Genomic DNA, 25,977 nt, shown 5'->3' on the forward strand with positions numbered 1-25,977 from the left:
ATGCCAGGTCAACAGCGCCGTGGCGGCGGGTCCGGTGGCAACGAGGGTGGTCGCCGCGACAACCGCCGTGAGGGCGGCCGCGGAAACGCGCCCGTCGAGAAGACCCCGCACCTTGAGCGGGTCGTCGCGATCAACCGCGTCGCCAAGGTCGTGAAGGGCGGTCGTCGCTTCAGCTTCACCGCCCTGGTGATCGTGGGCGACGGCGACGGCACGGTCGGCGTGGGCTACGGAAAGGCCAAGGAGGTGCCCGCGGCCATCGCCAAGGGTGTCGAGGAGGCCAAGAAGCACTTCTTCAAGGTTCCGCGTATCGGCCAGTCGATCCCGCACCCGGTGACGGGTGAGGACGCCGCTGGCGTGGTGCTGCTCAAGCCGGCCTCGGCCGGTACGGGTGTCATCGCCGGTGGTCCGGTGCGTGCCGTGCTGGAGTGTGCCGGGATCCACGACGTGCTCTCCAAGAGCCTCGGCTCGTCGAACCCGATCAACATCGTGCACGCCACCGTGGCGGCCCTGAAGGGGCTTGAGTCCCCCGAGCAGGTCGCGGCGCGTCGTGGCCTGCCGGTGGAGGACGTCGCGCCGGCCGCCATGCTGGCGTCGCGTGCGGGGGTGGCGCACTGATGGCGCGTCTGAAGGTCACCCAGCTCCGGTCCGGTATCGGGACCAAGCAGAACCAGCGTGACTCGCTGCGTTCGCTCGGTCTCAAGCGGATCAACGACGTGGTGGTCAAGGAGGACCGGCCCGAGATCCGCGGCATGATCTTCACTGTGAGCCACCTCGTGAAGGTCGAGGAGGTCGAGTAATGACGATCAAGGTGCATCACCTGCGCCCGGCGCCCGGTTCCAAGACCGCGAAGACCCGTGTGGGTCGCGGTGAGGGTTCCAAGGGCAAGACCGCTGGTCGCGGTACCAAGGGTTCCAAGGCCCGCAAGAACATCTCGGCGGCGTTCGAGGGTGGGCAGATGCCCATCCACATGCGCCTGCCGAAGATGAAGGGCTTCAAGAACAAGTTCAAGGTGGTCTTCCAGGTGGTCAACCTGGACCGACTCGCCGAGCTGTTCCCGAACGGCGGCCAGGTTGGCCCGCTGGAGCTGGTCGAGTCCGGCGCGGTCCGCAAGGGCCACCCGGTGAAGGTTCTCGGCACCGGCGACCTTGGCGGAGTGGCGCTCCAGGTGTCGGCGCACGCGTTCAGCGCGTCGGCCAAGGAGAAGATCGCCGCCGCCGGTGGCTCCGTCACCGAGCTGTAAGGCGTACGACCCATGGCGCCCGTCCAGTTGTGAGCAACTGGCGGGCGCCATGGTCTACCCGGGGCGTGTGCGCCCGGTAATATCGGAATCGGTTTATGTAGCCGGGCACATCTGCCCGGACCGGGATAGGGCTGTTAGAGTCCCATCCCAGCCATGGATTCCGGGCGCTCGCCCGGGATCCACCCCGACCCGCCAGGGATCACCGGCGGCCCGCCTCGCGCAGGAGGAAGAAGTTGCTGTCCGCCTTTCTCAGTGCGTTCCGTACGCCTGACCTGCGCAAGAAGCTGCTGTTCACAGTAGGCATCATCGCGGTCTACCGGCTGGGTGCCACGCTGCCCAGTCCGGGCGTCTCGTACGGCAACGTGCAGAAGTGCCTCGACACCATCCAGGGTGACACCACCGGGGTGGTGAACCTTCTCAACCTCTTCTCCGGCGGGGCGCTGCTACAGCTCTCGGTCTTCGCGCTGGGCATCATGCCCTACATCACGGCGTCGATCATCCTGCAGCTGCTGACCGTCGTGATCCCGCGCCTGGAGCAGCTCCGCAAGGAGGGCCAGGCCGGCCAGGCGAAGATCACTCAGTACACGCGGTACCTGACCCTCGGTCTCGGTGTGCTGCAGGCCTCGGCGTTCGTCGCCCTGGCCCGCTCGGGGCAGCTCTTCCAGAACCGCTGCGACCAGTTCCCGATCATCCCGACCGGCACCGGCATCCCGGACTGGCTGACCCTGACCATCCTGGTGATGACGATGACCGCCGGCACCGGCATGGTCATGTGGCTCGGTGAGCTGATCACCGACCGGGGCGTCGGCAACGGCATGTCCGTCCTGATCTTCACCTCGATCGCGGCCCGGCTGCCCAGCGAGGGTTGGCAGATCAAGACCAGCAAGGGCTGGGACATGTTCGCCCTGGTCATCGCGCTGGTCCTGGTGGTCATCACCGCGGTCACCTTCATCGAGCAGGCGCAGCGCCGGATCCCGGTGCAGTACGCCAAGCGGATGATCGGCCGGCGGATGTACGGCGGCACCTCGACCTACATCCCGCTCAAGGTCAACCAGGCGGGTGTGATCCCGGTCATCTTCGGTTCGTCGCTGCTGTACCTGCCGCAGCTGGCCCTGCAGTTCTTCGACCAGAACGACCCGGGCAAGACCCAGGCGTGGATCCAGAACAACCTGGTCAACCCGAGTAGCCCGATCTACATCACGGTCTACTTCCTGATGATCATCTTCTTCACGTACTTCTACGTCTCGATCACGTTCAACCCGACCGAGGTCGCGGACAACATGAAGAAGTACGGCGGGTTCGTGCCGGGCATCCGCCCGGGCAAGCCGACCGCCGACTACCTGGACTTCATTCTCAGCCGGATCACCCTGCCGGGCGCGCTCTACCTCGGCGTCATCTCGATCCTGCCGAACTTCTTCTTCATCTGGCTGGACAACCAGCAGTACCAGAACTTCCCGTTCGGCGGCACCGCTGTGCTCATCATGGTCGGCGTCGGTCTGGAGACCGTGAAGCAGATCGAGAGCCAACTCATGCAGCGGAACTACGAAGGGTTCCTGCGGTAGATGAGACTCGTTCTGGTTGGTCCGCCGGGTGCGGGCAAGGGCACTCAGGCCGAGTTCATCGCCGCGCACCTCTCGGTGCCGAAGATCTCGACCGGAGACATCTTCCGGTCGAACGTCACCCAGGGCACTCCGTTGGGTGTCGAGGCGAAGCGGTACATGGACGCGGGCGAGCTGGTTCCGGACGAGGTCACCATCAACATGGTCCGGGACCGGCTGGCCGAGCCCGACGCCAGCGAGGGTTTCCTGCTCGACGGTTTCCCGCGGACCACTCCGCAGGCCGCCGCTCTCGACAAGCTCCTCGCCGACCTGGGCACCGCCCTCGACCTGGTCCTGGAGCTGGTGGTCGACGACGACGAGGTGATCCGACGGCTCTCCGGCCGGCGTACCTGCCGGGGCTGCGGCAAGATCTGGCACGTCGAGTTCGACGCCACCACCCGCCCGGGCATCTGTGACCGGTGCGGCGCCGAGCTGTTCCAGCGCGACGACGACAAGCCGGAGACGATCGCCACCCGGCTTCGGGAGTACAGCGAGAAGACCGCGCCCCTGGTCGACTACTACGGCGCCCAGGGCAAGCTGGTCGGGATCGACGCCACCGGCCCGGTGGAGGACGTCACCAGCCGGGCCATCGACGCGCTGCGGTCGTACGGCGGCTGAGGTCCTCGCCGGTCCACGCGGATAGAGTGCGAACAGCGGGGTACGCGAGACGTGCCCCGCTGAACAGCCACGAAAGGTAATCGCTCCATGCGTCGTCCCCAGCTGGACATCCAGCTGAAGACCCCTGACCAGATCGAGAAGATGCGGGCCGCCGGGCTGGTGGTGGCGGAGGCGCTGCGCCGGATGCGCGAGGCCGTGGCCCCCGGTGTGAGCACCGCCGATCTGGACGCCATCGCCGAGTCGACCATCCGCGAGGCGGGCGCCGTCCCGTCGTTCAAGGGCTACCACGGGTTCCCGGCGTCGATCTGCTCCTCGGTCAACGAGCAGATCGTGCACGCCATCCCCTCGCCGAAGCAGGTGCTCGCCGAGGGCGACCTCATCTCGATCGACTGCGGCGCGGTGCTGAACGGCTGGCACGGCGACTCCGCGATCACGGTCGGGGTCGGCGAGGTCGACCCGGCGCTGCTCAAGATGGCCGAGGTGGCCGAGGACGCCATGTGGGCCGGTATCGCGGCCGCCGCCCGCGGCGCGGCCAGCGGCAAGGGCCGCCTCACCGACATCTCGCACGCGGTGGAGACCGCCGTCCGCAAGGGCGGCCGGTACGGCATCGTTGACGGCTACGGTGGGCACGGCATCGGCACCGAGATGCACCAGGACCCGCACGTGCTCAACCACGGCCGGCCGGGCAAGGGCCCACGGTTGGTTCCCGGTATGGCACTCGCCATCGAACCGATGATCACGATGGCGTCCCCGCGGACGGTCGAGCTGGCCGACGGCTGGACGGTCGTCACCCGGGACGGTTCGGTGGCCGCGCACGTCGAGCACTCGATGGCGTTGCTGCCCGACGGCGTCTGGGTGCTCACCGCCTTCGACGGCGGCCGCGCCCGACTGGGCGACCTGGTAACGGCTCGCCAACCCGCCACCTCGACCGCCCCCTGACCGCTCCAGCCGCCGCCCTGGCACGTTGATCGACTCCGATTCGCCGATCCGGCGGTATCCAACCGATGCGATGTAACCAGGACGGCGAACCGGGTGGATCGAGGAGGGCGGCTCGGGGTCGGATGGGACTGGCGTGGCGGTGGCATGCTTGCCGGCATGGACGGGCGCGACGGGATGCGAGCGGCGGACGCGGACCGTGAGGCGGTGGCCGACCGGTTGCGCGTCGCCCTCGGCGAGGGCCGACTGGACCTGCACGAGTACGACGAGCGGTTGCAACGGGCGTACGCCGCACGGACGTATGCGGAGTTGGACGCCCTGCTGACCGACCTGCCGCCGGTGCCGCCCACCGGGGGGTCGACGCTGGCGCCGGTCACCCCGCCCGCCCCGCCGAGCGCCGGCGCGGGTCACCAGCCCGCCCCGACGGCGGGTGCCGGCACGGCCCGCTGGTTGGCCGAGGTGTGGCTGCCGTACCTGAGGGTGATCGCCGTCGTGGTGACCATCTGGGCGGTGATCTCGCTGCTCAGCGGGGAGCTGCTCTATTTCTGGCCGATCTGGGTGGCCGGGCCGTGGGGCGCGGTGCTGATGATCCAGACGGTGACCGGACTGGGTCGGGGAGAGCCCCGGCGTCGGGCCGTCGAGCGGGAGCGCAGGCGGGCGAAGCGGGAGCGGCGACGGGAACTGCGCGCCGACGAAGCGAACGAACGGGACGAACCCCCAGCGCCAGCCTGATCATCTGCGGCGGCCTGGGGCGGACAATCCGCGGCACCGTCCGGAGCTCGTGCCTTGATCCACTCGGATTCGCTGAAGTTGTGTTGTCCACCACCCGTGGATGCCGCGGTTTCACGGAAGGCGAGTGGATCACGCGCAGGTGGGGCTCGGGCGGAGATCATCGGGCGTCCGGACGGGGGGCCGGCACCGACACGGCGGCGTGGTGGGTGGCCGGTTTGGCGACGGACCGCAGGCGGGCGTACACTTTCAGATCGGCGCACAGCGTCCACTCCGGCATGCCCACCCTGCGCTTCGGTGGGTCCTGGAGCCGCGGCTGGCGCGGGCTCCTGATCAAGGTCAGGTTTCCGTGTAAGACGTTGTGGGCCGCCCGGAGCAATCGACGTCAGGACAGCGGAGGACATGCCGAAAAAAGACGGAGCCATTGAGATCGAGGGTCGGGTCATCGAGCCCTTGCCGAACGCTATGTTCCGGGTGGAGCTCGCGAACGGCCACAAGGTGCTGGCTCACATCAGCGGCAAGATGCGGCAGCACTACATCCGCATCCTGCCGGAGGACCGGGTCGTCGTCGAACTCTCGCCGTACGACCTGACCCGCGGGCGCATCGTCTACCGCTACAAGTAGTCCTGACGACGGCCGGGAAGTCCCGTGTCCGTCTTCGACGTCCGGTCTCGCGTACTCCGCGTCGCCGGGCCAGATGGGAAGTAAGGCAACCGTGAAGGTCAAGCCGAGCGTCAAGAGGATCTGCAACAAGTGCCGGGTTATCCGCCGGCACGGCCGGGTCATGGTCATCTGCAGCGACCCGCGCCACAAGCAGCGCCAGGGCTGACTCAGCCCGTCCGGCCGTAACACCGGCCGGTTGGCGTTGGTCCGGGCAGATCCCCAGCGACACACACATCACACATGCTCGTCCCAGCCGCGAGCGGTACGCGAGACGTACTCCTGCGTGGCTGACCCCCGGTCGGAGGCCGGGGCCCGCTCGGGCAGCGACCGATCCCGGTCGCCGGCGCTGACAGCGTCGGAAAGACGGGACGGCCGGTAGCGGGATGGGACGGGTCCACACCTCCGCCACACATTACGAGGAGTACGCCCGCACATGGCACGTCTAGTCGGCGTGGATCTCCCCCGCGAGAAGCGGATGGAGATCGCGCTCACCTACATCTTCGGGGTCGGTCGCACCCGCGCCCTGGAGACACTCGCCGCCACCGGCATCTCGCCGGACAAGCGCGCTCGGGACCTCACGGACGAGGAGCTCGTGCAGCTCCGCGACCACATCGAGGGCAACTACAAGGTTGAAGGCGACCTGCGCCGCGAGGTCGCCGCTGACATCCGCCGCAAGGTCGAGATCGGCTGCTACGCCGGCATCCGGCACCGCCGGGGACTGCCCGTGCGTGGCCAGCGGACCAAGACCAACGCGCGGACCCGCAAGGGCCCGAAGCGGACCGTCGCCGGCAAGAAGAAGCCCGGCAAGAAGTAGTTCTTAACCGGATGACGGGGGTGGCCGCCGCCGAGGTGGGCCAGGCCGCAACCCGATCCGGAAAGTCAACTAGGAGCGCACAGACTTATGCCACCGAAGGCTCGTGCCGGAGCCGCTGTCAAGAAGGTCCGGCGCAAGGAACGCAAGAACGTCGCCCACGGGCAGGCGCACATCAAGAGCACCTTCAACAACACCATCGTGTCCATCACGGACCCGACCGGTGCGGTCATCTCCTGGGCCTCCGCCGGCCAGGTTGGCTTCAAGGGCTCCCGCAAGTCGACTCCGTTCGCCGCGCAGCTGGCCGCCGAGGCCGCCGCGCGTCGGGCCATGGAGCACGGCATGCGCAAGGTCGACGTGTTCGTCAAGGGCCCCGGCTCCGGCCGGGAGACCGCCATCCGTTCGCTGCAGGCCGTGGGCCTCGAGGTCGGCCAGATCGCCGACGTCACCCCGCAGCCGCACAACGGGTGCCGTCCGCCTAAGCGTCGTCGGGTCTGAGAGGTAGAGAGAGATGGCTCGTTACACCGGTGCTGACTGCCGCCGTTGCCGGCGGGAGAAGATGAAGCTGTTCCTCAAGGGCAGCAAGTGCGATGGCCCGAAGTGCCCGTTCGAGTCCCGGCCGTTCCCGCCCGGGCAGCACGGCCGCGGCCGCACGAAGGAGACGGAGTACCTGCTCCAGCTCCGTGAGAAGCAGAAGGCCCGCCGGGTTTACGGCGTGCTGGAGAAGCAGTTCCGCGGTTACTACGAGGAAGCCGTCGGCAAGCAGGCCAAGACCGGTGAGGTCCTCCTGCAGATCCTCGAGTCGCGGCTGGACAACGTCGTTTACCGGGCCGGCTACGCCCACTCGCGGGACATGGCCCGCCAGCTGGTCAAGCACGGTCACTTCACGGTGAACGGCAAGAAGGTCGACATCCCGTCGTACCGCGTCAAGGAGCACGACATCATCGAGGTTCGGGGCAAGAGCAAGGAGCTCACCCCGTTCATCGTCGCGCAGGCTCAGGCCGGCTCGAAGACGGTTCCGGCGTGGCTTGAGGCCATCCCGAGCCAGATGAAGGTGCTCGTGCACTCCCTCCCGGCCCGGCAGGTCATCGACACGCAGGTCCAGGAGCAGCTGATCGTCGAGCTCTACTCCAAGTAGTCGGAGCTCGTTGCGGTGGCCCGCCCTCCGGGGCGGGCCACCGGAACAGTTTGTGTCGTGGGCGTCAAATAGCGGGCGTCCCGGAAGAGAAGAGAAAACATGCTCATCAGCCAGCGACCCTCCCTCTCCGAGGAGTCGATCAACGAGACCCGGTCGCGGTTCGCCATCGAGCCGCTGGAGCCGGGCTTCGGTTACACCCTGGGCAACTCGCTGCGGCGCACGCTGCTGTCGTCGATCCCGGGTGCGGCCGTCACCTCGATCAAGATCGACGGCGTGCTGCACGAGTTCACCACGATCCCCGGTGTCAAGGAGGACGTGGTCGAGCTCGTCATGAACATCAAGGAGCTGTGCGTCAGCTCCGAGCACGACGAGCCGGTCAGCATGTACCTGCGCAAGCAGGGCCCGGGCGACGTGACCGCGGGTGACATCCAGCCCCCGGCCGGCGTCTCCGTGCACAACCCGGACCTGAAGCTCGCGACCCTCAACGGCAAGGGCCGGCTCGACATGGAGCTGACCGTCGAGCGGGGCCGGGGCTACGTGACGGCTGCGCAGAACAAGCAGTCCGGCGCCGAGATCGGCCGGATCCCGGTCGACTCGATCTACTCGCCGGTGCTGAAGGTGACCTACCGCGTCGAGGCGACCCGTGTCGAGCAGCGCACCGACTTCGACCGGCTGATCATCGACGTCGAGACCAAGCCGTCGATGGGTCCGCGTACCGCGCTGGCCTCGGCCGGTTCGACGCTGGTGGAGCTGTTCGGTCTGGCACGGGAGCTGGACGAGACCGCCGAGGGCATCGACATCGGGCCGTCCCCGCAGGACGCCCAGCTGGCGGCGGACCTCGCCCTGCCGATCGAGGAGCTGGACCTCACCGTCCGCTCCTACAACTGCCTCAAGCGCGAGGGCATCAACTCCGTTGGTGAGCTCATCGGGCGTACCGAGGCCGACCTCCTCGACATCCGCAACTTCGGTCAGAAGTCGATCGACGAGGTCAAGATGAAGCTCGCCGGGATGGGTCTGGGGCTGAAGGACTCTGCCCCGAACTTCGACCCGGCGAACGTCGTGGACACCTTCGGCGAGGCCGACTACGACACCGACGACTACCGCGAGACCGAGCAGCTCTAGTCCGCGCTGCCGCCACAACTGAGGAGCACCAAAAATGCCCACGCCCACCAAGGGCCCCCGCCTCGGCGGCAGCCCCTCGCACGAGCGGCTGATGCTCGCCAACCTGGCGACCGCGCTGTTCCAGCACGGCAAGATCCAGACCACCGAGACGAAGGCCCGGCGGCTGCGTCCGCTGGCCGAGCAGCTCATCACCAAGGCCAAGCGCGGTGACCTCGCCGCGCGTCGGCGGGTGCTGGGCGTCGTCAAGGACAAGGACGTGGTCTACGCCCTGTTCGACCAGATCGCGCCGCGGTACGCCAACCGGCCCGGCGGCTACACCCGGATCGTGAAGACCGGTCCGCGCAAGGGTGACGCCGCTCCGATGGCGATCATCGAGCTGGTGGAGGAGCTTCAGGTCGCCGAGCCGAAGGCGAACAAGAAGACCGCCGCCCGCAAGGCCGCGCAGCAGGACAAGGTCGAGGCGCTCGCCCCGGCTGAGGAGGCCCCGAAGTCGGCCGACGCCGACCAGGACTCCGAGGCGCCGGTGTCGGCGTCCGGTGACACCGACGCCGCCCGCGAGGACAGCGACGAGGCCACCGAGAACAAGGCCTGATCAAGGGCAACGTCGGGCCCGGCACCCCATCGGGGTGCCGGGCCCGACCCGTAACAGGAGGTACGAGGTGGACGAGCGGATCCGGCTGCGGCTGGACGTCTCGTACGACGGGGCGGGTTTCTCCGGTTGGGCGGCCCAGCCGACCCGGCGGACCGTCGCGGGGGTGCTCGTCGAGACCCTGGCCCTGGTCCTGGGCGACGGTACGGCCACCGGGTTGACCGTGGCGGGCCGGACCGACGCGGGGGTGCACGCCACCGGGCAGGTCTGCCACCTGGACCTGCCCGTCGACGTGTGGCGCCAGCAGGAGGGGCGGTTGTTGCGCCGGCTGGCCCGTCTGCTCCCCACCGACGTGCGGGTGCGGGCGATGACCGAGGTGCCCGCCGAGTTCGACGCCCGGTTCTCGGCCACCTTTCGGCGCTACGAGTACCGGGTGACCGACGCGCCCTTCGGGGCGGAGCCGCTGCGCCGGCACGAGGTGCTGGCCTGGCCGAGGCCGCTGGATCTGGCCGCGTTGAACGCCGCGGCCGCCGGCCTCGTCGGGGAGCACGACTTCGCCGCGTACTGCCGGCGCAAGGAACACGCGACGACGCTGCGCGAGGTGACGCGGCTGGACTGGCGTCGGAACCCCGACGGCCTCCTGGTCGCCACCGTGCAGGCGGACGCGTTCTGTCAGGCCATGGTGCGCAGCCTGGTGGGGGCCATGCTGGTGGCCGGCGACGGCCGTCGTCCCGTCCAGTGGCCGGGAAGCCTGCTCACTCACCGGGAGCGGTCCAGCGAGGTGACGGTGGCGCCGGCACACGGGCTGACCCTCGTCGCGGTCGGCTACCCGCAGGACCCGGCCGAGTACGCGCGTCGCGCGGACCTGACCCGCCGGCTGCGGGTCCCCGTCGAAGGCTGACCGCCGCCGGGCGGGGTCGGTCGTCGGGAGGGCTGACCGCCGTCGGGAGGGCTGACCGCCGTCGGGCGGGGTCAGTCGCCGGGCAGTTCGCCGTCGCCGCTCTGGGTGCCGCTGCTCTCCGTCGGCGCCGCCGTCGGTTGCCCGGCCGTGCCGCCGTCGGCCCGCCGTTGCAGCACGCCCTTGCTGAGATGCAGCTCGATCATGTCGAACAGGATCTCCCGGATCTTCGGGTCGCCGGACTTGACGGCCGCACCGTCCGCGCGGACCACCAGCGCGTACGCCAGGTAGTGGCCGCGCACCTGCCAGCCGACGCGGGCGGGGGCGGTGCCCAGCACGGCGGTGTCGTCGCCGGCGGTGAGGCCCCGGAACCGGCCCTGCCGTTCGTCGAGGAGCTGGCGGATCCGTTCCCGGGTGCGCTCGGCGCTGGCCTTGTCGGTGAGGTTGAACAGGCCGGTGGTGACCAGGTGGTCGCCGTCCGGGGTCCGCAGCGTGGCCCGTACGACCTGGTTGCAGCCGAGGCGGACCAGCATGTCGGCCACCTCGCCGGTGGCGGCGACGGCACAACTGCCGCTGGAGTGCGTCTTGAGCACCTGGTAGGCCGCCTGGCCGTCGGAGAGCTTCAGTTCCTTGCCGGGGAAGACCTCCTTGGCGGTGAGGGGGGCCTGGTCGGTGTCCCGGGAGTCGAGGTCCTGCCGCTCGGCGGCGGGAGCGGACGCGGCGGTGTTCGGCTGGTACGTCGGGGTGGTCTCCGGCTGTTTGCCGCGTTCGGACAGGAGTGCGGCGGCGCCCAGCCCGCAGAGCGCGAGCAGGACCAGGACGGCTGCGCCACCGACCAGCACCTGCCAGAGGCGGCCGCCGCCGCGCCGGGAAGTCTGCTCGATCGGCTGCGCGGAGGTGTAGACCCGTTCGCGGGGTGCGGCGAGCGGAACGTCGGCACGGGCGGGCGGCGGCGGCTGCGACGACGGCAGGACGAGTTGGTTCGGCCGGGGCAGCGACGGCGCGGGGAAGCGCGACGGAGAGGGCCCGGCCGGCGGGGGCGGGCCGTCGAACGCGGCCACCTCGGAGCCGGGCTCCGGGTACTCCTCGAAAGCGTCCTGATCGGACTCGTACCGATACACCATGTCGCCTAGAGTAGGAGCCATTGTCCCTTTAGGGGGTAATAACGGGAAATGTGTGCGTGGGCCGTGTCGGGACGTGTCCCGGCCGGTGCGAGAATTGCCGACGTGACCGGCGACCACTACTTCACCGCTGAACCCGCCAGCGACGCCCCGCCGCGCGAGGTCGAGTTCTCCGTCGCCGACCGCGACTACCGGCTCGCCTCCGCCGGCGGGGTCTTCTCCGCCAGCCGACTCGACCCGGGCACCGCGGTGCTGCTGCGCAAGGCCGAGCTGCCCACCGCCGACACCACCGGTGACCTGCTCGACCTGGGCTGCGGGTTCGGGCCGATCGCCTGCGTGCTGGCCGACGTGGCGCCGTCGAGCACGGTCTGGGCCGTCGACGTCAACGCCCGCGCCCGTGACCTCACCGCCGCCAACGCGGCCCGGATCGGTGCCGGTGACCGGGTCCGGGTCAGCGCACCGGACGACGTGCCGGCGGACCTGCGGTTCGCCGAGCTGTGGTCCAACCCGCCGATCCGGATCGGCAAGGAGGAGCTGCACGAGCTGCTGCTGCGCTGGCTGCCCCGGCTCGCCCCGGACGGCGTCGGCTGGCTGGTGGTCGCCCGGCACCTCGGTGGCGACTCGCTGCAGCGCTGGCTCACCGAGCAGGGTTGGCAGGTCGAGCGGCACGCCAGCCAGAAGGGCTTCCGGGTGCTGCGGGTCACCCGGTAATTGGATATCCCCCCGCCGCCGCCTGGGGCAGGATCCCGGCGTGGGATACGTGGACGTGGCAGGGGTTGGGCACATCCTGCCCGACGGTCGGGAACTCTTCGCCGACGTGTCGTTCCGGGTCGGCGAGGGCGCCAAGGTCGCCCTGGTCGGCCCGAACGGCGCGGGTAAGACGACGCTGCTGAGGATGGTCGCCGGTGACCTGCCGGTGCGTACCGGAGTCGTCGCGCGCGCCGGCGGGCTGGGCGTGATGCGCCAGTTCATCGGCATGATCGGTGACGAGTCGACGCTCGCCGACCTGGCGTTGTCGCTGGCCCCGCCGCCGCTGCGCGACGCCGGCCGCCGGCTCGGCGAGACCGAGGCGGCCATGCGGGCGGCCGAGGTCCGCGGCAAGTACAGCACCGCGGCCGGCAAGGCCCAGCTGGCGTACGCCGACGCCCTCGGCGCCTGGGGCGAGGTCGGCGGGTACGACGCCGAGGTGCTCTTCGACACCGTCGCGACCATCGTGCTCGGCCTGCCGTGGGACGCCGCCCGGGACCGTCCGGTGCGGACCCTCTCCGGTGGCCAGCAGAAACGGTTCGCCCTGGAGTTGCTGCTGCGCGGCCCGGACGAGGTGCTGCTGCTCGACGAGCCGGACAACTTCCTCGACGTGCCCGGCAAGCGCTGGTTGGAGGCACGGCTGCGCGAGTCGACCAAGTCGGTGCTGTACGTGTCGCACGACCGCGAGTTGCTGGCCCAGAGCGCCGACCGGGTGGTCGCCGTGGAGGGTGGCAGCGCCTGGGTGCACCCGGGCGGCTTCGCCAGCTGGCACTCGGCACGGGTGGCCCGGCACGCCCGCCTCGACGAGCTGCGCCGACGCTGGGACGAGGAACACCAGAAGCTGCGCGAGCTGATGCTGATGTACAAGCAGAAGGCGGCGTACAACGATGGGTTGGCCTCGCGGTACCAGGCCGCGCAGACCCGGCTGCGCAAGTTCGAGGAGGCCGGGCCGCCGCCCGTACCGCCGAAGGACCAGGACATCCGGATGCGGCTGAGCGGCGGGCGGACCGGCAAACGCGCGGTCATCTGCGAGCAGCTGGAGCTGGACGGCCTGACCTTCCCCTTCGACCTGGAGATCTGGTACGGCGACCGGGTGGCGGTGCTCGGTGCCAACGGCACCGGCAAGTCGCACTTCCTGCGGCTGCTGGCCCGCGGCGGCACCGATCCCGACCCGGCGAACGGCCCGGTCGACGGGGCGGGTGCGCTCGCCCCGGTCGCCCACGACGGCACGGCCCGGTTGGGCGCCCGGGTCCGCCCCGGGCACTTCTCCCAGACCCACGACCGGCCGGAGCTGATGTCGAAGACGCTTGTCGAGATCCTCTGGCGGGGTGACGACCACCGCACCGGGATGGACCGGCACGCGGCGATGGGGGTGCTCAGCCGCTACGAGCTGGCCGGTCAGGGTGACCAGCGCTTCGGCACGCTCTCCGGCGGGCAGCAGGCCCGTTTCCTGGTGCTGCTGCTGGAGCTGTCCGGGGCGACCCTGCTGCTGCTCGACGAGCCCACCGACAACCTCGACCTGGCCAGCGCCGAGGCCCTCGAAGCGGGCCTGAACGCGTTCGAGGGGACGGTGATCGCGGTCACCCACGACCGGTGGTTCACCCGCTCCTTCGACCGGTTCGTGCTGTTCCGGGGCGACAACGAGGTCGTGGAGACCCCGGAGCCGGTCTGGGACGTGGGCTGATCGGTCCCCGGGCAGGGGTGCGTCCGGCCGGCATAGGGTGGATCTCGTGACTGAGATGACCTATCGCCGGCTGGGCGACTCCGGGCTCGTAGTGTCCGTGGTCGGCATCGGCTGCAACAACTTCGGCCGCAAGTTGGATCTCGACGGCACCCGCGCGGTGGTGGACGCCGCCCTGGACGCAGGAATCAACCTGTTCGACACCGCCGACATCTACGGCGAACCGCAGGGCGGCTCCGAGGAGCTGCTCGGGCAGGCGCTCAAGGGTCGCCGCGACGACGTGGTGGTGGCCACCAAGTTCGGCATGGACATGAACGGTCTCAACGGGCCGGACTTCGGCGCGCGCGGTGCGCGACGCTACATCGCCCGCGCGGTCGAGGCGTCGCTGCGCCGACTCGGCACCGACCACATCGACCTGTACCAGATGCACGAGCCCGACCCGGGCACTCCGATCGACGAGACCCTCGCCGCCCTGGACGACCTGGTCCGCGACGGCAAGGTGCGCTACCTGGGCAACTCCAACTTCGCCGGCTGGCAGATCGCCGACGCCGACTGGGTCGCCTCGTCCAACGGGCGGTCCCGCTTCATCAGCGCGCAGAACCACTACAGCCTGCTGGAGCGGTCGGTGGAGACCGAGGTGGTCCCGGCCTGCGAGCGGTTCGGCCTCGGCATGCTGCCGTTCTTCCCGCTCGCCAACGGCCTGCTCACCGGCAAGTACAAGCGCAGCGAGCAGCCGCCGGCCGGCAGCCGGCTCTCCGGTGGCGGCCGGTACGCGGAGCGGCTCGCCGCCGCCGACTGGGACACCATCGAGGCGATCGAGGCGTACGCGAACGAGCGGGGGCTGACCATTCTCCAGGTGGCGATCGGCGGACTGGCCGCCCAGCCGGCGGTGACCTCGGTGATCGCCGGTGCCACCACGCCCGAGCAGGTGCACGCCAACGCGGCCGCCGGCACCTGGGAGCCCAGCGACGACGATCTGGCCGCGCTGCGCTTCATCCTCTGAGCGCGGCGGAGCCGGCCGGACGACACCGGGCCGGGCCGCTCATCGCGGCCCGGCCCGGTCGGCCAGTGGATGGCGCCGGAGCGCCGCTGGGTCAGTCGGTGCGGCGCTGGGGCACCGCTGGGTCAGTCGGTGCGGCGGCGGCCGAACAGCATGGCGACCCCCATCGCGGCGGCGACGAGCACCAGCCCGGCCGCCGCGAACGGCCACCACCCGGCGTTCCCCCCGCGTCCATCGGCCCGGTCCGCGGTGACCGCGACCGGCTTGGGCGCCGGCGGTGACTGTGCCGCCCGGGCCTGCACCGTGGCGGTGGCCTGGGTCTGCAGCGGGGCGGGGGAGTTCACCGTCACCCGCCAACTGCCGGCGGAGAGCACCGGGCCGCTGGTGTAGAAGCCCTGCCCCTCGGGCTGCGGTTCGAGTTGCACCGGGCCGACCTTCTGCCCGTCCGGGCCGGTGGCGGTGAGGATCAACCGCACCAGCTTGTCCAGCCGACGGCCGTCGGCGTAGGTGGCCTGGATGGTGACCCCCTCGGCCCCGTCGCCGGCCACCGTCAGTGTGAGTTTGTCGGCCTGCGCCGCCGCCGGGGGTGCGGCGAGCAGGGTCAGAGCCAGTCCGGCGAACACGGCGGCCAGCACCTTGCGGATACCCGTCACGGACATCTCCTCACTACCGATGAGGGAGGCCCCTCCCCGACGCCGCAGCGCCGGGGAGGGGCCTCGTCGGATCAGAGCTGGCGACCGGGTGCCAGCCGGGTGGTGTCGCCACCGAGCCGCCCGGCGCCCTTGACCGGTTCGCCGTCGTTCGCCTTGACTCCGGCCTTACTGGCCGTACCGCCCAGCCGGACGATCATGGCGTCGGCGTCCCGGATCAGGACGTCCCGGACCTCCGCCTCGGCCACCAGGGTGGCGTCGGCGGCGAGCGTCCGGAACTGCGTCAACTGCTTGATCGCCTTGCTGTCGTTGCCGGCCGCCTCGGCCTGGCGGGCCGCGTCGAGCTTCGCCTTCAGCTGCTTGTGCGCCGTGGCCGAGAGTCGACCCGTCGCCTTGAACCGGTCCAGCAGGTTCTGCATGTCCCGGAACGAGGTGGTGACGAAGAACCGGACCGTCGAGGTGGTCGTGTTGCCCGCCTTGTCGGTCGCGGTGACGGTCAGCTCGTGCAGGCCGAGCGGCAGCTCGTACATGGCCTGCAGGGTGCCGCTGGCGTACGCCCTGCCGTCGAGCTGACCGACCACCGACGCGATGCCCGAGGTCGGGTCGACGGCCTGCCAGGACACCCGGACGTCCTGGCTGTCGCCGTAGAGCTGGCCGTCGGCGATCCCGGACACCAGCAGCGTCGGCTTGGTGCCGTCGATCTTCAGGATCGCCGACTTGAGCGTCTCGGCGTTGCCCGCCTTGTCGGTCGACCGGTACAGCAGCTCGTGCTGCCCGTCGCCGGTCACCTCGACCGGCGCCGTGTACGGCGTCCACGCGCCACCGTCCAACGACCACTCCACCGTCTTGACCCCGGAACCGGCGTCGGTAGAGGTCAGCACCACCGGGATCGTCCCGTTGTGCCAGCCGGCGTCGTTCGCGGGAGCGAACGTCGCCGTCGTGACCGGTGCGGTGGCGTCGATCTTGACCGTGACGGTCTTCGTCGACTCCACGTTGCCCGCCTCATCGGTCGAGCGGAACCGCAGCTCGTGCTCGCCGTCCCCACTGATCGCCACCGGAGCGGTGTACGCCGTCCAGGTGGTGGCCCCGTCCAGCTGGTACTCGGTGCTGGCCAGCCCACTGCCGCCGGCCTCGTCGGCGGCGGTGAGGGTCACCGTCACCGGACCGGTGTACCACCCCTCGGTCGGGGTGCCCGAAACCGCCGCCGTGGTGACCGGCGCGGTCTCGTCGGCGACCTTCGTGCTCAACCGGAAGTAGTCGAACGCGGCGGTCTTCGAGGCGGTCTGGTTGGCGCCGAGGGTGAACAACCCGACCTTCGGGGTGGCGCCCACCGCGCTGTTGGTCAGCGCCTCCAACGCGGTCCAGGTCGTCCCGTCGGCCGAGTACGACGCGGTGAACGTGTCGCCGGTGCGGGCCAGTCGCAGGTGCCACACCGCCGAGGTGAGGCTGGTCGCCTCCGGCTGCGGGTTCTGCACCGCCCCGCCGATCTCGCTGCGGAACTCGATCCGCCGCGTCACCGCCTGGCCGGCCTGGTTGTCCGCGATGAAGTCGAACTTCAGGTAGTTGTCGTCGTCGGCCTGCACGAGCAGACCGGCCTGCTGGTACTGCTCGTTCAGCAGACTGCCGTCGACCTTCGTCTCCAGGGTCCAGTCGCCTGACGGCGCGGTCTGGAGGATGAAGTTCTTCGGCCCGGTGTTGTCGGTGCCGTAGATGTCACCGTTGGGCACGTCGATCCGCAGCGCGCCGCCGGTGACCCGGTAACCGGCCGGGTCCTCCCGCAGGATCGCGTCCCAGCGGCACTTGTCCAGCGTGTCGCCGGTGAACTCGTCCGACGGGTCGACCGGGCCGGCCGGGGCGTCCGGCGTCACCTGGAACGAGTCGAAGGCCGCGTCGACCACCGGCGCCTCGGTGCCGCCGTTGAGTGCGAAGACCCCGATCCGCGGGTTGGTGATGCCGGCGAGCGCGGCCGAACGGCCGACCGGGGTGAACGTCTGCCCGTCGCCCGAGGCGGCGGCGGTCAGGTTCGTCCCGTCGCTGGTGATCCGCAGGTACACGGTGTCACCCGCCGGTGCGGCGGCGCTGTCGGCGCCCTCGTTGCGAGGCGTCGCGGCCGTCTCCCGGATGAACTCCACCCGCCGGCTGCCGTTGTACAGCAGGTCCACCTTGGCGTAGTTGTCGTCGTCGCCGTACACCAGCAGACCGGCCTGCTGGTAGTTGGCGGTGACCGGGAGGGTGACCTTGGTGGTGATCTCCCAGGCGCCGGTCGGAGCCGGCTGGAGCACCAGGTTGGTCGCGTCGTTGCGGGCGCCGTAGAGGTCGCCCACGCCGGTCGGCAGCCGCAGCGCGCCGCCACTGACCGAGTAGAGCTGGTTCTCCCGGATGACGCTGGACCAGCGGGTCTTGTCGAGGCTGGTGCCGTCGAAGGCGTCCGAACGCGCCCCGAAGCAGGACGTGTCCGGGGCGTCCACCCGCACCGGCACCGTGGCGTACGACTTGGCGCCCTTGCTGTCGGTCACCGTGAGGGTGGCCGTGAAGGTGCCCGGGCTGGCGTAGGTGTGGCTGGCGTCCAGCGTGGACGCCGTACCGCCGTCACCGAAGTCCCAGGCGTACGTCAGCGGGGTGTCGCCCTCGGCGTCGGTGGCCGTGCCGTCGAACGCCACGGTGACCGGCGCGGTGCCGGCGGCCGGGGTCGCGGTGGCGGTGACCACCGGCGGCGCGTTCTCGGTGACGCCGCGGCCGACGAAGTCCATCCAGTTGACGTTGAACAGCGAGCCGGAGCCGCCGTTCGGGTCACGGGCCACGAAGTACAGCGAGCCGCTCGCGGCACCGGTGACCGGCGCGCTCACGTCTGTGTACGTCTGCCACGCGCCGGTCGCCGGCACGGTGGCCGTGGCGACCACCGGTCCGTCCACCGCGCCCGCCCGGACCTCGATGCGACCGCCAGCGGCGGCCGAGGCGGCCCGGAACCGGATCTCGCTGATGTTGGTCAGGTCCGCCGGGGCGAGCGACCACCAGTCGCCGTCCTCGATGAACCCGATGTTCTGACCGCCGCCGGCGGTGTCGGCGCCGGTCTCCCGCTGCACGCCGGCGTCTCCGCCGCCGGTGCTCACCGGTGCCCGACCGGTGGCGGTGAAGAACTCGGCCTGCTTGCGCTTGGGCTGCAGCACCTCGATGACCCGACCGGTGAGCGGGCTGGCTCCGCCGGCCCCGCCGTCGTCGGTGTAGGTGGCCTCGAAGACCGCGAAGACGTTCGCCTCGGCGCCGTGCCCGGAGGCGAGCGATGTCTGGACGGTGCCGGTGCAGCCGGTGTGCTGCTCCAGCGGGTGGGCGTGCTCGTCGTGACCCAGCAGCACCTGGAGGTTCACCCGGGCACAGTCGATCTCCCCGTCCTCGGGGTCGGTCACCTTGATCGTGTAGCGGACCTGGTCACCCCAGTCGAAGAACCCGCCGTCCGGCGGGAACTCGATGGTGACCGTCGGGGACGTGTTGCCCACGGTGATCGGCACGTTGGCCACCGCGGTACGGCCCTTCGGGTTGGTGACGGTGAGCTGGGCGGTGTAGTTGCCCGCCGTGGCGTAGGTGTGCGTCGGGTTCGCCTCGGTCGAGGTCTGCCCGTCGCCGAACGCCCAGGCGTAGGTGAGCGCGCCACCGTCCGGGTCGCGGGAGCCGGCGCTGGAGAAGGTGACGGTCAACGGCGCCGCACCCGAGGTCGGGGTGGCGGACGCCGCCGCGATCGGCGCGCGGTCACCGGCGGTGTAGTCGATCCGGTAGACACCCGAGTTGTCGTTGTTGCCACCGAAGCCGCTGCCCCACTCGATCAGGTACAGGGCGCCGTCGGGGCCGAACTCGAAGTCCATCGGCCGGACCATGGTCATCCCGGTGAGCAGCTGGTTGATGTCCACCAACGACTTGCCGTCGGGGGTCAGCTGCATCGTGTACATCTTGTTCTGGTTCCACTCGCCGAGCAGCGCCTTGCCGTCGTAGTAGGCCGGCCACTTACGGGTCGAGTTGAGGTCCGTGTCGTAGCGGTAGACCGGGCCGCCCATCGGGGCGCCACCGCCGCCGATCTCCGGGTACCGGGCGTCACCGGCGTACCCGTAGTCGACGGTCGCGGGGACGACCGGCGGGAGGTTGGTCAGGCCGGTGTTGTTGGGCGAGTTGTTCACCGGCGCCGCGCAGTCGAACTTCGCGCCGCTCGGGCCGGACGGGAACGTGTAGTCGTTGTACGCCTCGTTCGTGCCCGTGCAATACGGCCAGCCGTAGTTGCCGGGGGTCACGATGTTCCACTCGACCAGGCCACGCGGGCCGCGGGTGGGGTTGTCCGCGTTGGCGTCCGGCCCGTAGTCCGCGACGTACAGTGTGTTGGTCTTCGGGTCGGTGCCGATCCGGAACGGGTTGCGAAAGCCCATCGCGTAGATCTCGGGTCGGGTCTTCTCGGTGCCCGGAGCGAAGAGGTTGCCGGCCGGAACGGTGTACGACCCGTCGTCCTCCGGGTGGATCCGGATCACCTTGCCGCGCAGGTCGTTGGTGTTGGCCGAGGTGCGCTGCGCGTCGTAGTCCTGGCGGCCCGACCGCTCGTCGAGCGGCGAGTACGAGTTCGACTCGAACGGGTTGGTGTTGTCACCGGTGGCCAGGTACAGGTTGCCGGCGCCGTCGAAGGTCATGCTGCCCCCGGCGTGGCAGCAGGTGTTGCGCTGGGTGTCGACCCGCAGCACCTGCTTCTCGCTGGCCGGGTCGATGGTGTCGCCGGTCACCGTGAACCGGGACAGCAGGTTGCGCGTGACGCCGTCGTTCGGGGCGTAGTACAGGTACACCCACTTGTTGGTGGCGAAGTCCGGGTCGAGCCGGATGCCGATCAGGCCGTCCTCGTTGCCGGTGAAGACGTCCAGGTCGACGGCGGTGACGGTGTTGCCGGTGTCCGGCTTGATGATCTGCACCCGACCGTCGCGTTCGATGTAGAAGACCCGCCCGTCTCCGGCGATGTCCAGCTCCATCGGGTTGCTCGTGTTGCTGTCAAGGGAGACCTTCTCGAAGTTGGAGGTCTTCGAGGCGCCACAGTCGGCGTCCACCACACCGGCGGCGGTCTGGATGCCGCCGAGCAGGTGCTTGAGGAACTCCGGTTCGGCGTACGACTCCCGGGTGTGCCCGCCGCCGGTGTACCAGGAACGACCACCGTCGAAGTCCTGACACCAGGCGGTCGGGTGGTCGGCGCCCATCGCACCGGCGCCCGGGGTGTAGCTCTTCTCGTCCAGGCTGGCCAGCACGTGCACGTCCGGCCGGGGGTTGGTCTGGAAGTTGTACCACTCGTCGAAGCGGGACCAGCGGTCCGGAAGCTCGGCGGTGGACGGGTGTGCGTGGTCCTCCACCTTGACCGTGGCCTGCTGGTTCGCCGGGTGGTTGGCGAAGTACGCGCCGACCAGGTCGCCGTACCAGGCCCAGCTGTACTCGGTGTCCGACGCGGCGTGGATGCCGACGTAGCCGCCGCCCGCCTTCACGTAGCGCTCGAACGCCGCCTGCTGGTCGGCGTTGAGGACGTCGCCGGTGGTGGAGAGCCAGATCACGGCCTTGTACTTGGCCAGGTTGGCGTCGGTGAATACCGCGCCGTCCTCCGAGTTGTCCACGGTGAATCCGTTGGCCGCGCCGAGTTGCTGGATGGCGGCGATGCCGGTGGGGATGGAGTCGTGCCGGAAGCCGGCGGTCTTGGAGAAGACCAGGACGGAGAAGGGATCGGCGGCGGCGGCCTTGGGCGCCTTCGGCACCACCTGGGTCACCGGGGCCGCGGCCTGCGCGTCTTTCGGGGGGACCTGGGCGGCGGCGGGAGCCGCCTGCGCCGGCGACCCGAGCAGGGTCGTCGAAGCGAGGGCCAGGGAGATGAGGGTCGCGGTGATGGGTTTTCGGGCACGACGAGAACGGGACACGCCGCCTCCAATGTCGCAGTGGACAGGAATCGCGGGGGCCGGCTCGCCGAAGACCGTCCCAGATGGAGCCGGTGGGGACACCGTGCCAGGGCGTCCACGCCGGCATTTTGTCGAATCGCTGAACAAATTAATTCGGCTCGCTCGATGTCGGGCAAGATGCCGGCGGGTAACGGTTCTGCAACGGGGGGCGACATTCCGAACAGGACCGGGATGAAGCACCCCAACTGATTCGGCCTTCCGGGCCCGTCGACCCCTCCCTTGGCAGGCCGACGGATCTGTCGTACGGTGACACGCAAGTAACCCACGGGAGCCCGGTGTACCGGGCTGAGAGGGGGGCTGACAGCCCCCGACCGTCGAACCTGATCCGGGTAATGCCGGCGCAGGGAGGAGCGTTGCCGTGCCGTCCCTTGGACGACTGCATCTCATCACCGACACCCGACCCGGTCGGGACCCGCTCGCCGTGGTCCGCGCCGCCCTCACGGTGGCCCGCGCCGACCTGGTGGTGCAGGTCCGCGTCGAGGACTCGGCCACCGACCGCGAGACGTACGAACTGGCCCGGCAGGTGCTGGCGCTCTGCCGGCCGTACGGGGCGACCTGCCTGGTCAACGACCGGTTGCACGTGGCGCTGGCGGTGGGCGCCGCCGGCGGGCACGTCGGCGCCGACGACCTGCCGGTCGCCGCCGCCCGCCGGGTGCTCGGCCCCACCGCCGTGCTGGGCGCCACTGCCCGCGCGCCCGGTACGGCGAGCGCGGCCGTCGCGGCGGGAGCCAGCTACCTGGGCGTCGGACCGTGTCACGCCACCACCACCAAGCCCGGGTTGCCGGACCCCATCGGCCCCGCCGGGGTACGCGCCGTCGTCGACGCCGTCGACGTACCGGTCATCGCGATCGGCGCCGTGACCGCCGACCGGGTACCGGCGCTGCGGGCCGCCGGGGCGTACGGGGTGGCGGTGGTCGGCGCGATCTCCGCCGCCACCGACCCGGCCCACGCGACCGCCGAGCTGATCGAGGCGCTGACGTGCTGACCGGCCGGTCACCGGCACCGCGATCGAGCGACCGGGCCCGGCTGGACGTGGCGGTGGTGGGGGCGGGCCCGGTCGGGCTGGCGATCGCCTGGCGCTGCTCCGCGCGCGGGTTGCGGGTGGCGGTGCACGACGCGGCACCCGGGTCGGGGGCGTCGGCGGTGGCCGCCGGCATGCTCTCCCCGGTCGCCGAGGCGTACTTCGGTGAGCGGCGGCTGACCGAGCTGCTGCTGGCGTCCGCGGCCCGCTGGCCGGCGTTCGCCGCCGAGCTGACCGAGACGACCGGCGTCGCGATCGGTTACCGCACCGAGGGCACCCTGATGGTCGGGCTGACCGGTGACGACCTGGCCGAGGCGCGCCGGCTCTGGGCGTACCAGCAGGGGTTGGGTCTGCCGGTGACCCCGCTGCTGCCCAGCGGGCTGCGCGACCGCGAACCGGCGCTCGCGCCGCGGGTGCGCGGCGGCGCGCTCGCGCCCACCGACCACCAGGTCGACCCGCGGCTGCTGGTGCCGGCGCTGCGCACGGCCGCGCAGCGGGCCGGCGCGGCGTTCGTGCCGCAGGCGGTCCGACACTTGTCCGATGTGGAGGCGAGGGTCACCGTGGTCGCCGCCGGCTGCGGGGCCGCCGCCCTCACCGGGCTGCCGGTGCGGCCGGTGAAGGGCCAGATCCTGCGGCTGCGCGCGCCCGGCGGCGTCGCGCCGGGCTTCCGGCACGTGATCCGGGGGTACGCCGACGGCGAGCACGTCTACCTGGTGCCCCGCGCCGACGGTGAGGTCGTGCTCGGCGCGACGGTCGAGGAACGCTCGGACACCACGGTCACCGCCGGCGCCGTGCAGCGGCTGCTCCGCGCCGGGGTCGACCTGCTGCCCGAACTGGCCGAGTACGACCTGGTCGAGGCGGTCGCCGGGCTCCGCCCCGGCACCCCGGACAACGCGCCCATCCTCGGGCCGCTGCCCGGCCGACCGGACGTGCTGGCCGCCACCGGGCACCACCGGCACGGCATCGTGCTCACCCCGGTCACCGCCGACCTGATCGCCGACCTGGTGGTCACCGGCGTGCCCGACCCGCTGCTCGCCGCGTTCCGGCCCGACCGGTTCGTCGGCGCGGCGACCGGCGGTGGACCCGATCGGACGATGGAGGGCGACCAGTGGAGTTGACGGTGAACGGGGCCGGGCGCAGCGTCCCCGGTGGCGCGTCGGTGGCGGACCTGGTCCGCGACGTGGTGCCCGAGCAGCGTGGCGTGGCGGTCGCGGTCAACGGCGAGGTGGTGCCCCGGGCCGGTTGGCCGGTGACGGTGCTGCGCGACGGTGACCGCGTCGAGGTGCTCACCGCGGCGCAGGGCGGGTGAGCGGCGTGTCGTTCGAGCTGGGTGGGGTGACGTTCGGCTCGCGGCTGATCCTCGGCACCGGCGGGGCCGCGAACCTGCACGTGCTGGAGCAGGCGATCCGCGCATCCGGCACCGAGCTGGTCACCCTGGCCCTGCGCCGGGTGGACACCGCCCCGGGCACCGGCGGCGGGCTGCTCGACCTGCTGGACCGGTGCGGGGTACGGCTGCTGCCGAACACCGCCGGCTGCCACACGGCGACCGAGGCGGTGAAGGTGGCCCGGCTGGCCCGGGAGGCGTTCGACACCGACTGGATCAAGCTGGAGGTGATCGGCGACGAACGGACGCTGCTGCCCGACGGGGTGGAACTGCTCCGCGCCGCCGAGGAGCTGGTCGCCGACGGGTTCACCGTGCTGCCGTACACCAGTGACGACCCGGTGCTCGCCCGCCGGCTCGCCGACGTGGGTTGCGCCGCGGTGATGCCGGCCGGTTCCCCGATCGGCTCGGGCCTCGGCGTCGGTAACCCGCACCACATCCGGCTCATCCGGCAGGGCGTGGACGTGCCGGTGATCCTGGACGCCGGCATCGGCACCGCGTCCGACGCCGCCCTGGCGATGGAGCTGGGCTGCGACGCGGTGCTGCTGGCCAGCGCGGTCACCCGGGCCGCCGACCCGGTGGCGATGGCCACGGCGATGCGGTACGCGGTCGAGGCGGGCCGCCTCGCGGCGGGCGCCGGCCGGATCGCCCGTCGCTTCCACGCCCTCGCCTCCACCCCCGACGAGGGAAGACCCGACCTGTGACCGCGCCGTCCGGTGTCGTCGTGTTGACCGACCGGCTCGTCGCGCGCGGCGGACTCGACCGGGTGGTGGCGGGAGCCGTCGCCGGGGGAGTGCGCTGGGTGGTGCTGCGGGAGAAGGACCTGCCCCGCGCCGAACGCGCCGCCCTCGCCGCCGACCTGCGTGCGATCCTCGCTCAGGTCGGCGGGACCCTCATCGTGGCCGGCCCCGACCCGCTCGGCGGCGACGCCGTCCACCTGCCCGCCGCCGGCCCGTACCCGCCACCAACCCACCAGCTGGTCGGCCGCTCCTGCCACAACCAGGCCGAGCTGGCCCGTCTCACCACCGAGCACTACGCGACGGCCTCCCCGGTCTGGCCAACGCCATCCAAGCCCGGCTACGGTCCGCCCCTGCACGTCGCGGGGTTGGGCAGCCTCGTCCGCGCCAGCCCGGTGCCCCTGCTGGCCCTCGGCGGAGTGGAAACCCCGGAACAGGTGACCGCCTGCGTCCAAGCGGGAGCCAGCGGAGTAGCAGTACTGGGCGCACTGATGCGGGCAGCAGACCCAGAAGAAACAGCCGCCACCCTGAGCAGCGCTTTACCATGACACCGCGCACAATCCTCACCATCGCCGGCTCCGACTCCGGTGCCGGTGCCGGCATCCAGGCCGACCTCAAGGTCTTCGCGGCTCTCGGCGCGTACGGCACGAGCGTCCTCACGGCGGTCACCGCGCAGAACACCCGGGGTGTCGACGCCGTCCTGCCGTTGCCGCCGCGCACGGTCACCGAGCAGTTGGACAGCGTCCTGGGCGACTTCACCGTCGGCGCGGTCAAGACGGGGATGCTCGGCACGCCGGCGGTCGCCGACGTGGTGGCCGAGGCCGCCCGGGACGGCCGGTTGCCCCAGCTCGTCGTCGACCCGGTGCTGGTCGCCACGAGCGGCCACCGGCTCGGTGTGGTGGGCGCGGTGGAGCGGCTGCTGCCGTACGCCCGGGTGGCGACACCAAATTGCGCGGAGGCCGCGGCCATCACCGGACGCGGGGTGGACGACGTGGCGGGGATGGTCGTGGCGGCCGAGGCGCTCGCGGCCGGCGGCCCGGAGTTCGTCGTGGTCACCGGCGGTGACCTGGACGGCGGCGAGGCGGTCGACGTGCTGCACGGCGGCGGCGTCACCACTCTGCTGCGCGCGCCCCGGGTGGACACCCGGCACACCCACGGCACCGGGTGTTCGTTCTCGGCGGCCATCGCGGTGCGGCTCGCGCTGGGCGATGAGGTGCCGACGGCGGTCGAGGCCGCCAAGGAGTACGTGCTCCGCGCGCTGACCGGTGCGCGGAGTTGGGAGCTGGGCGCGGGACGTGGGCCGCTGGATCACTTCGGCTGGTCCGCTTGATCACCAGGGA

Annotated in this window: 27 protein-coding genes and 1 riboswitch; of the genes, 24 read left to right on the plus strand and 3 right to left on the minus strand. The window is 71.1% G+C overall.

The features are described from left to right. The 15 genes from rpsE (at position 1) to truA (ending at position 10,345) form a co-directional block, all read left to right on the plus strand. The gene (rpsE, locus tag O7620_RS29145; RefSeq protein WP_074314587.1) at positions 1-615 is read left to right on the plus strand and encodes a 30S ribosomal protein S5; all 615 of its coding nucleotides are present in this window, start codon (positions 1-3) and stop codon (positions 613-615) included. Further along, positions 615-797, plus strand: coding sequence for a 50S ribosomal protein L30 (rpmD, locus tag O7620_RS29150; RefSeq protein ID WP_151488125.1), 183 nt, complete (start codon positions 615-617; stop codon positions 795-797). Before rpsE ends, rpmD begins: the two co-directional genes overlap by 1 nt. Next, a complete protein-coding gene (gene rplO, locus O7620_RS29155) occupies positions 797-1,240 on the plus strand; it encodes a 50S ribosomal protein L15 (protein ID WP_030329906.1) in 444 nt (147 codons plus the stop codon). The genes rpmD and rplO overlap by 1 nt, the downstream gene beginning before the upstream one ends. Before the next feature lie 233 nt (positions 1,241-1,473). Further along, a complete protein-coding gene (gene secY / locus O7620_RS29160) occupies positions 1,474-2,802 on the plus strand; it encodes a preprotein translocase subunit SecY (protein ID WP_151488124.1) in 1,329 nt (442 codons plus the stop codon). Continuing rightward, positions 2,803-3,456 (plus strand): adenylate kinase, encoded by a 654-nt coding sequence (locus O7620_RS29165; RefSeq protein WP_151488123.1) that lies wholly within the window; start codon positions 2,803-2,805, stop codon positions 3,454-3,456. Positions 3,457-3,543: 87 nt separating this feature from the next. Further along, a complete protein-coding gene (map, locus tag O7620_RS29170; protein ID WP_151488122.1) occupies positions 3,544-4,395 on the plus strand; it encodes a type I methionyl aminopeptidase in 852 nt (283 codons plus the stop codon). Between the two features lie 156 nt (positions 4,396-4,551). Beyond that, positions 4,552-5,124 carry a DUF1707 domain-containing protein gene (locus O7620_RS29175; protein ID WP_278126320.1) on the plus strand — a complete coding sequence of 191 codons (573 nt, stop codon included), beginning with the start codon at positions 4,552-4,554 and terminating at the stop codon, positions 5,122-5,124. A 399-nt stretch (positions 5,125-5,523) separates the two neighbouring features. Next, entirely contained in the window at positions 5,524-5,745 is a 222-nt protein-coding gene (infA, locus tag O7620_RS29180; RefSeq protein WP_007073013.1) for a translation initiation factor IF-1, read from the plus strand. A gap of 91 nt (positions 5,746-5,836) precedes the next feature. Beyond that, entirely contained in the window at positions 5,837-5,950 is a 114-nt protein-coding gene (gene rpmJ, locus O7620_RS29185; protein WP_043965539.1) for a 50S ribosomal protein L36, read from the plus strand. 267 nt (positions 5,951-6,217) lie between these two features. Next, the gene (gene rpsM, locus O7620_RS29190; protein ID WP_007465236.1) at positions 6,218-6,598 is read left to right on the plus strand and encodes a 30S ribosomal protein S13; all 381 of its coding nucleotides are present in this window, start codon (positions 6,218-6,220) and stop codon (positions 6,596-6,598) included. An 87-nt stretch (positions 6,599-6,685) separates the two neighbouring features. After that, complete coding sequence (gene rpsK, locus O7620_RS29195) at positions 6,686-7,093, plus strand: 30S ribosomal protein S11 (protein WP_030329919.1); 408 nt, start codon at positions 6,686-6,688, stop codon at positions 7,091-7,093. Positions 7,094-7,106: 13 nt separating this feature from the next. After that, on the plus strand, positions 7,107-7,733 hold the full coding sequence (rpsD, locus tag O7620_RS29200; protein ID WP_030489600.1) for a 30S ribosomal protein S4: 627 nt from the start codon (positions 7,107-7,109) through the stop codon (positions 7,731-7,733). A 99-nt stretch (positions 7,734-7,832) separates the two neighbouring features. Next, on the plus strand, positions 7,833-8,855 hold the full coding sequence (locus O7620_RS29205) for a DNA-directed RNA polymerase subunit alpha (RefSeq protein WP_053653923.1): 1,023 nt from the start codon (positions 7,833-7,835) through the stop codon (positions 8,853-8,855). Positions 8,856-8,889: 34 nt separating this feature from the next. Beyond that, the gene (gene rplQ, locus O7620_RS29210; protein ID WP_151488121.1) at positions 8,890-9,447 is read left to right on the plus strand and encodes a 50S ribosomal protein L17; all 558 of its coding nucleotides are present in this window, start codon (positions 8,890-8,892) and stop codon (positions 9,445-9,447) included. 67 nt (positions 9,448-9,514) lie between these two features. Then, the gene (gene truA, locus O7620_RS29215) at positions 9,515-10,345 is read left to right on the plus strand and encodes a tRNA pseudouridine(38-40) synthase TruA (protein ID WP_278126325.1); all 831 of its coding nucleotides are present in this window, start codon (positions 9,515-9,517) and stop codon (positions 10,343-10,345) included. Positions 10,346-10,416: 71 nt separating this feature from the next. Here truA and O7620_RS29220 read toward each other — a convergent pair whose 3' ends face one another. Beyond that, positions 10,417-11,466, minus strand: coding sequence for a hypothetical protein (locus tag O7620_RS29220; RefSeq protein ID WP_225854138.1), 1,050 nt, complete (start codon positions 11,464-11,466; stop codon positions 10,417-10,419). A gap of 102 nt (positions 11,467-11,568) precedes the next feature. Between O7620_RS29220 and O7620_RS29225 the strand changes: the two genes are divergently transcribed. From O7620_RS29225 to O7620_RS29235, 3 genes are read left to right on the plus strand one after another with little or no spacing between them, the layout of a single operon-like run. Continuing rightward, entirely contained in the window at positions 11,569-12,174 is a 606-nt protein-coding gene (locus O7620_RS29225) for a methyltransferase (RefSeq protein WP_151488119.1), read from the plus strand. A 40-nt stretch (positions 12,175-12,214) separates the two neighbouring features. Next, complete coding sequence (locus O7620_RS29230; protein WP_278126326.1) at positions 12,215-13,894, plus strand: ATP-binding cassette domain-containing protein; 1,680 nt, start codon at positions 12,215-12,217, stop codon at positions 13,892-13,894. Positions 13,895-13,931: 37 nt separating this feature from the next. Then, positions 13,932-14,894: an aldo/keto reductase gene (locus O7620_RS29235; RefSeq protein WP_278126328.1), complete on the plus strand. Its 963-nt coding sequence runs from the start codon at positions 13,932-13,934 to the stop codon at positions 14,892-14,894. A 122-nt stretch (positions 14,895-15,016) separates the two neighbouring features. On the opposite strand, the gene O7620_RS29240 is transcribed toward O7620_RS29235, so the two are convergent. Both O7620_RS29240 and O7620_RS29245 read right to left on the minus strand, forming a co-directional pair. Further along, positions 15,017-15,550 carry a hypothetical protein gene (locus O7620_RS29240; protein ID WP_278126329.1) on the minus strand — a complete coding sequence of 178 codons (534 nt, stop codon included), beginning with the start codon at positions 15,548-15,550 and terminating at the stop codon, positions 15,017-15,019. 65 nt (positions 15,551-15,615) lie between these two features. Further along, positions 15,616-21,459, minus strand: a complete 5,844-nt coding sequence (locus O7620_RS29245; RefSeq protein WP_278126331.1) for a ThuA domain-containing protein — start codon at positions 21,457-21,459, stop codon at positions 15,616-15,618. A gap of 293 nt (positions 21,460-21,752) precedes the next feature. Continuing rightward, positions 21,753-21,862: riboswitch (TPP riboswitch) on the plus strand. Here O7620_RS29245 and thiE point away from each other — a divergent pair. The 6 genes from thiE (at position 21,857) to thiD (ending at position 25,967) form a co-directional block, all read left to right on the plus strand. Next, a complete protein-coding gene (gene thiE / locus O7620_RS29250) occupies positions 21,857-22,483 on the plus strand; it encodes a thiamine phosphate synthase (RefSeq protein ID WP_278126332.1) in 627 nt (208 codons plus the stop codon). (Overlaps the previous riboswitch by 6 nt.) Then, on the plus strand, positions 22,480-23,637 hold the full coding sequence (gene thiO, locus O7620_RS29255) for a glycine oxidase ThiO (protein ID WP_151488135.1): 1,158 nt from the start codon (positions 22,480-22,482) through the stop codon (positions 23,635-23,637). Before thiE ends, thiO begins: the two co-directional genes overlap by 4 nt. Further along, the gene (gene thiS / locus O7620_RS29260; RefSeq protein ID WP_151488114.1) at positions 23,628-23,828 is read left to right on the plus strand and encodes a sulfur carrier protein ThiS; all 201 of its coding nucleotides are present in this window, start codon (positions 23,628-23,630) and stop codon (positions 23,826-23,828) included. Before thiO ends, thiS begins: the two co-directional genes overlap by 10 nt. Then, entirely contained in the window at positions 23,825-24,604 is a 780-nt protein-coding gene (locus tag O7620_RS29265) for a thiazole synthase (RefSeq protein WP_278126333.1), read from the plus strand. The genes thiS and O7620_RS29265 overlap by 4 nt, the downstream gene beginning before the upstream one ends. Then, entirely contained in the window at positions 24,601-25,185 is a 585-nt protein-coding gene (locus O7620_RS29270; RefSeq protein ID WP_278126334.1) for a thiamine phosphate synthase, read from the plus strand. The genes O7620_RS29265 and O7620_RS29270 overlap by 4 nt, the downstream gene beginning before the upstream one ends. Continuing rightward, positions 25,182-25,967 carry a bifunctional hydroxymethylpyrimidine kinase/phosphomethylpyrimidine kinase gene (thiD, locus tag O7620_RS29275; RefSeq protein WP_151488111.1) on the plus strand — a complete coding sequence of 262 codons (786 nt, stop codon included), beginning with the start codon at positions 25,182-25,184 and terminating at the stop codon, positions 25,965-25,967. The genes O7620_RS29270 and thiD overlap by 4 nt, the downstream gene beginning before the upstream one ends. Positions 25,968-25,977: the final 10 nt, after the last annotated feature.

Source organism: Micromonospora sp. WMMD710 (genome assembly GCF_029626045.1).
GTDB lineage: Bacteria > Actinomycetota > Actinomycetes > Mycobacteriales > Micromonosporaceae > Micromonospora.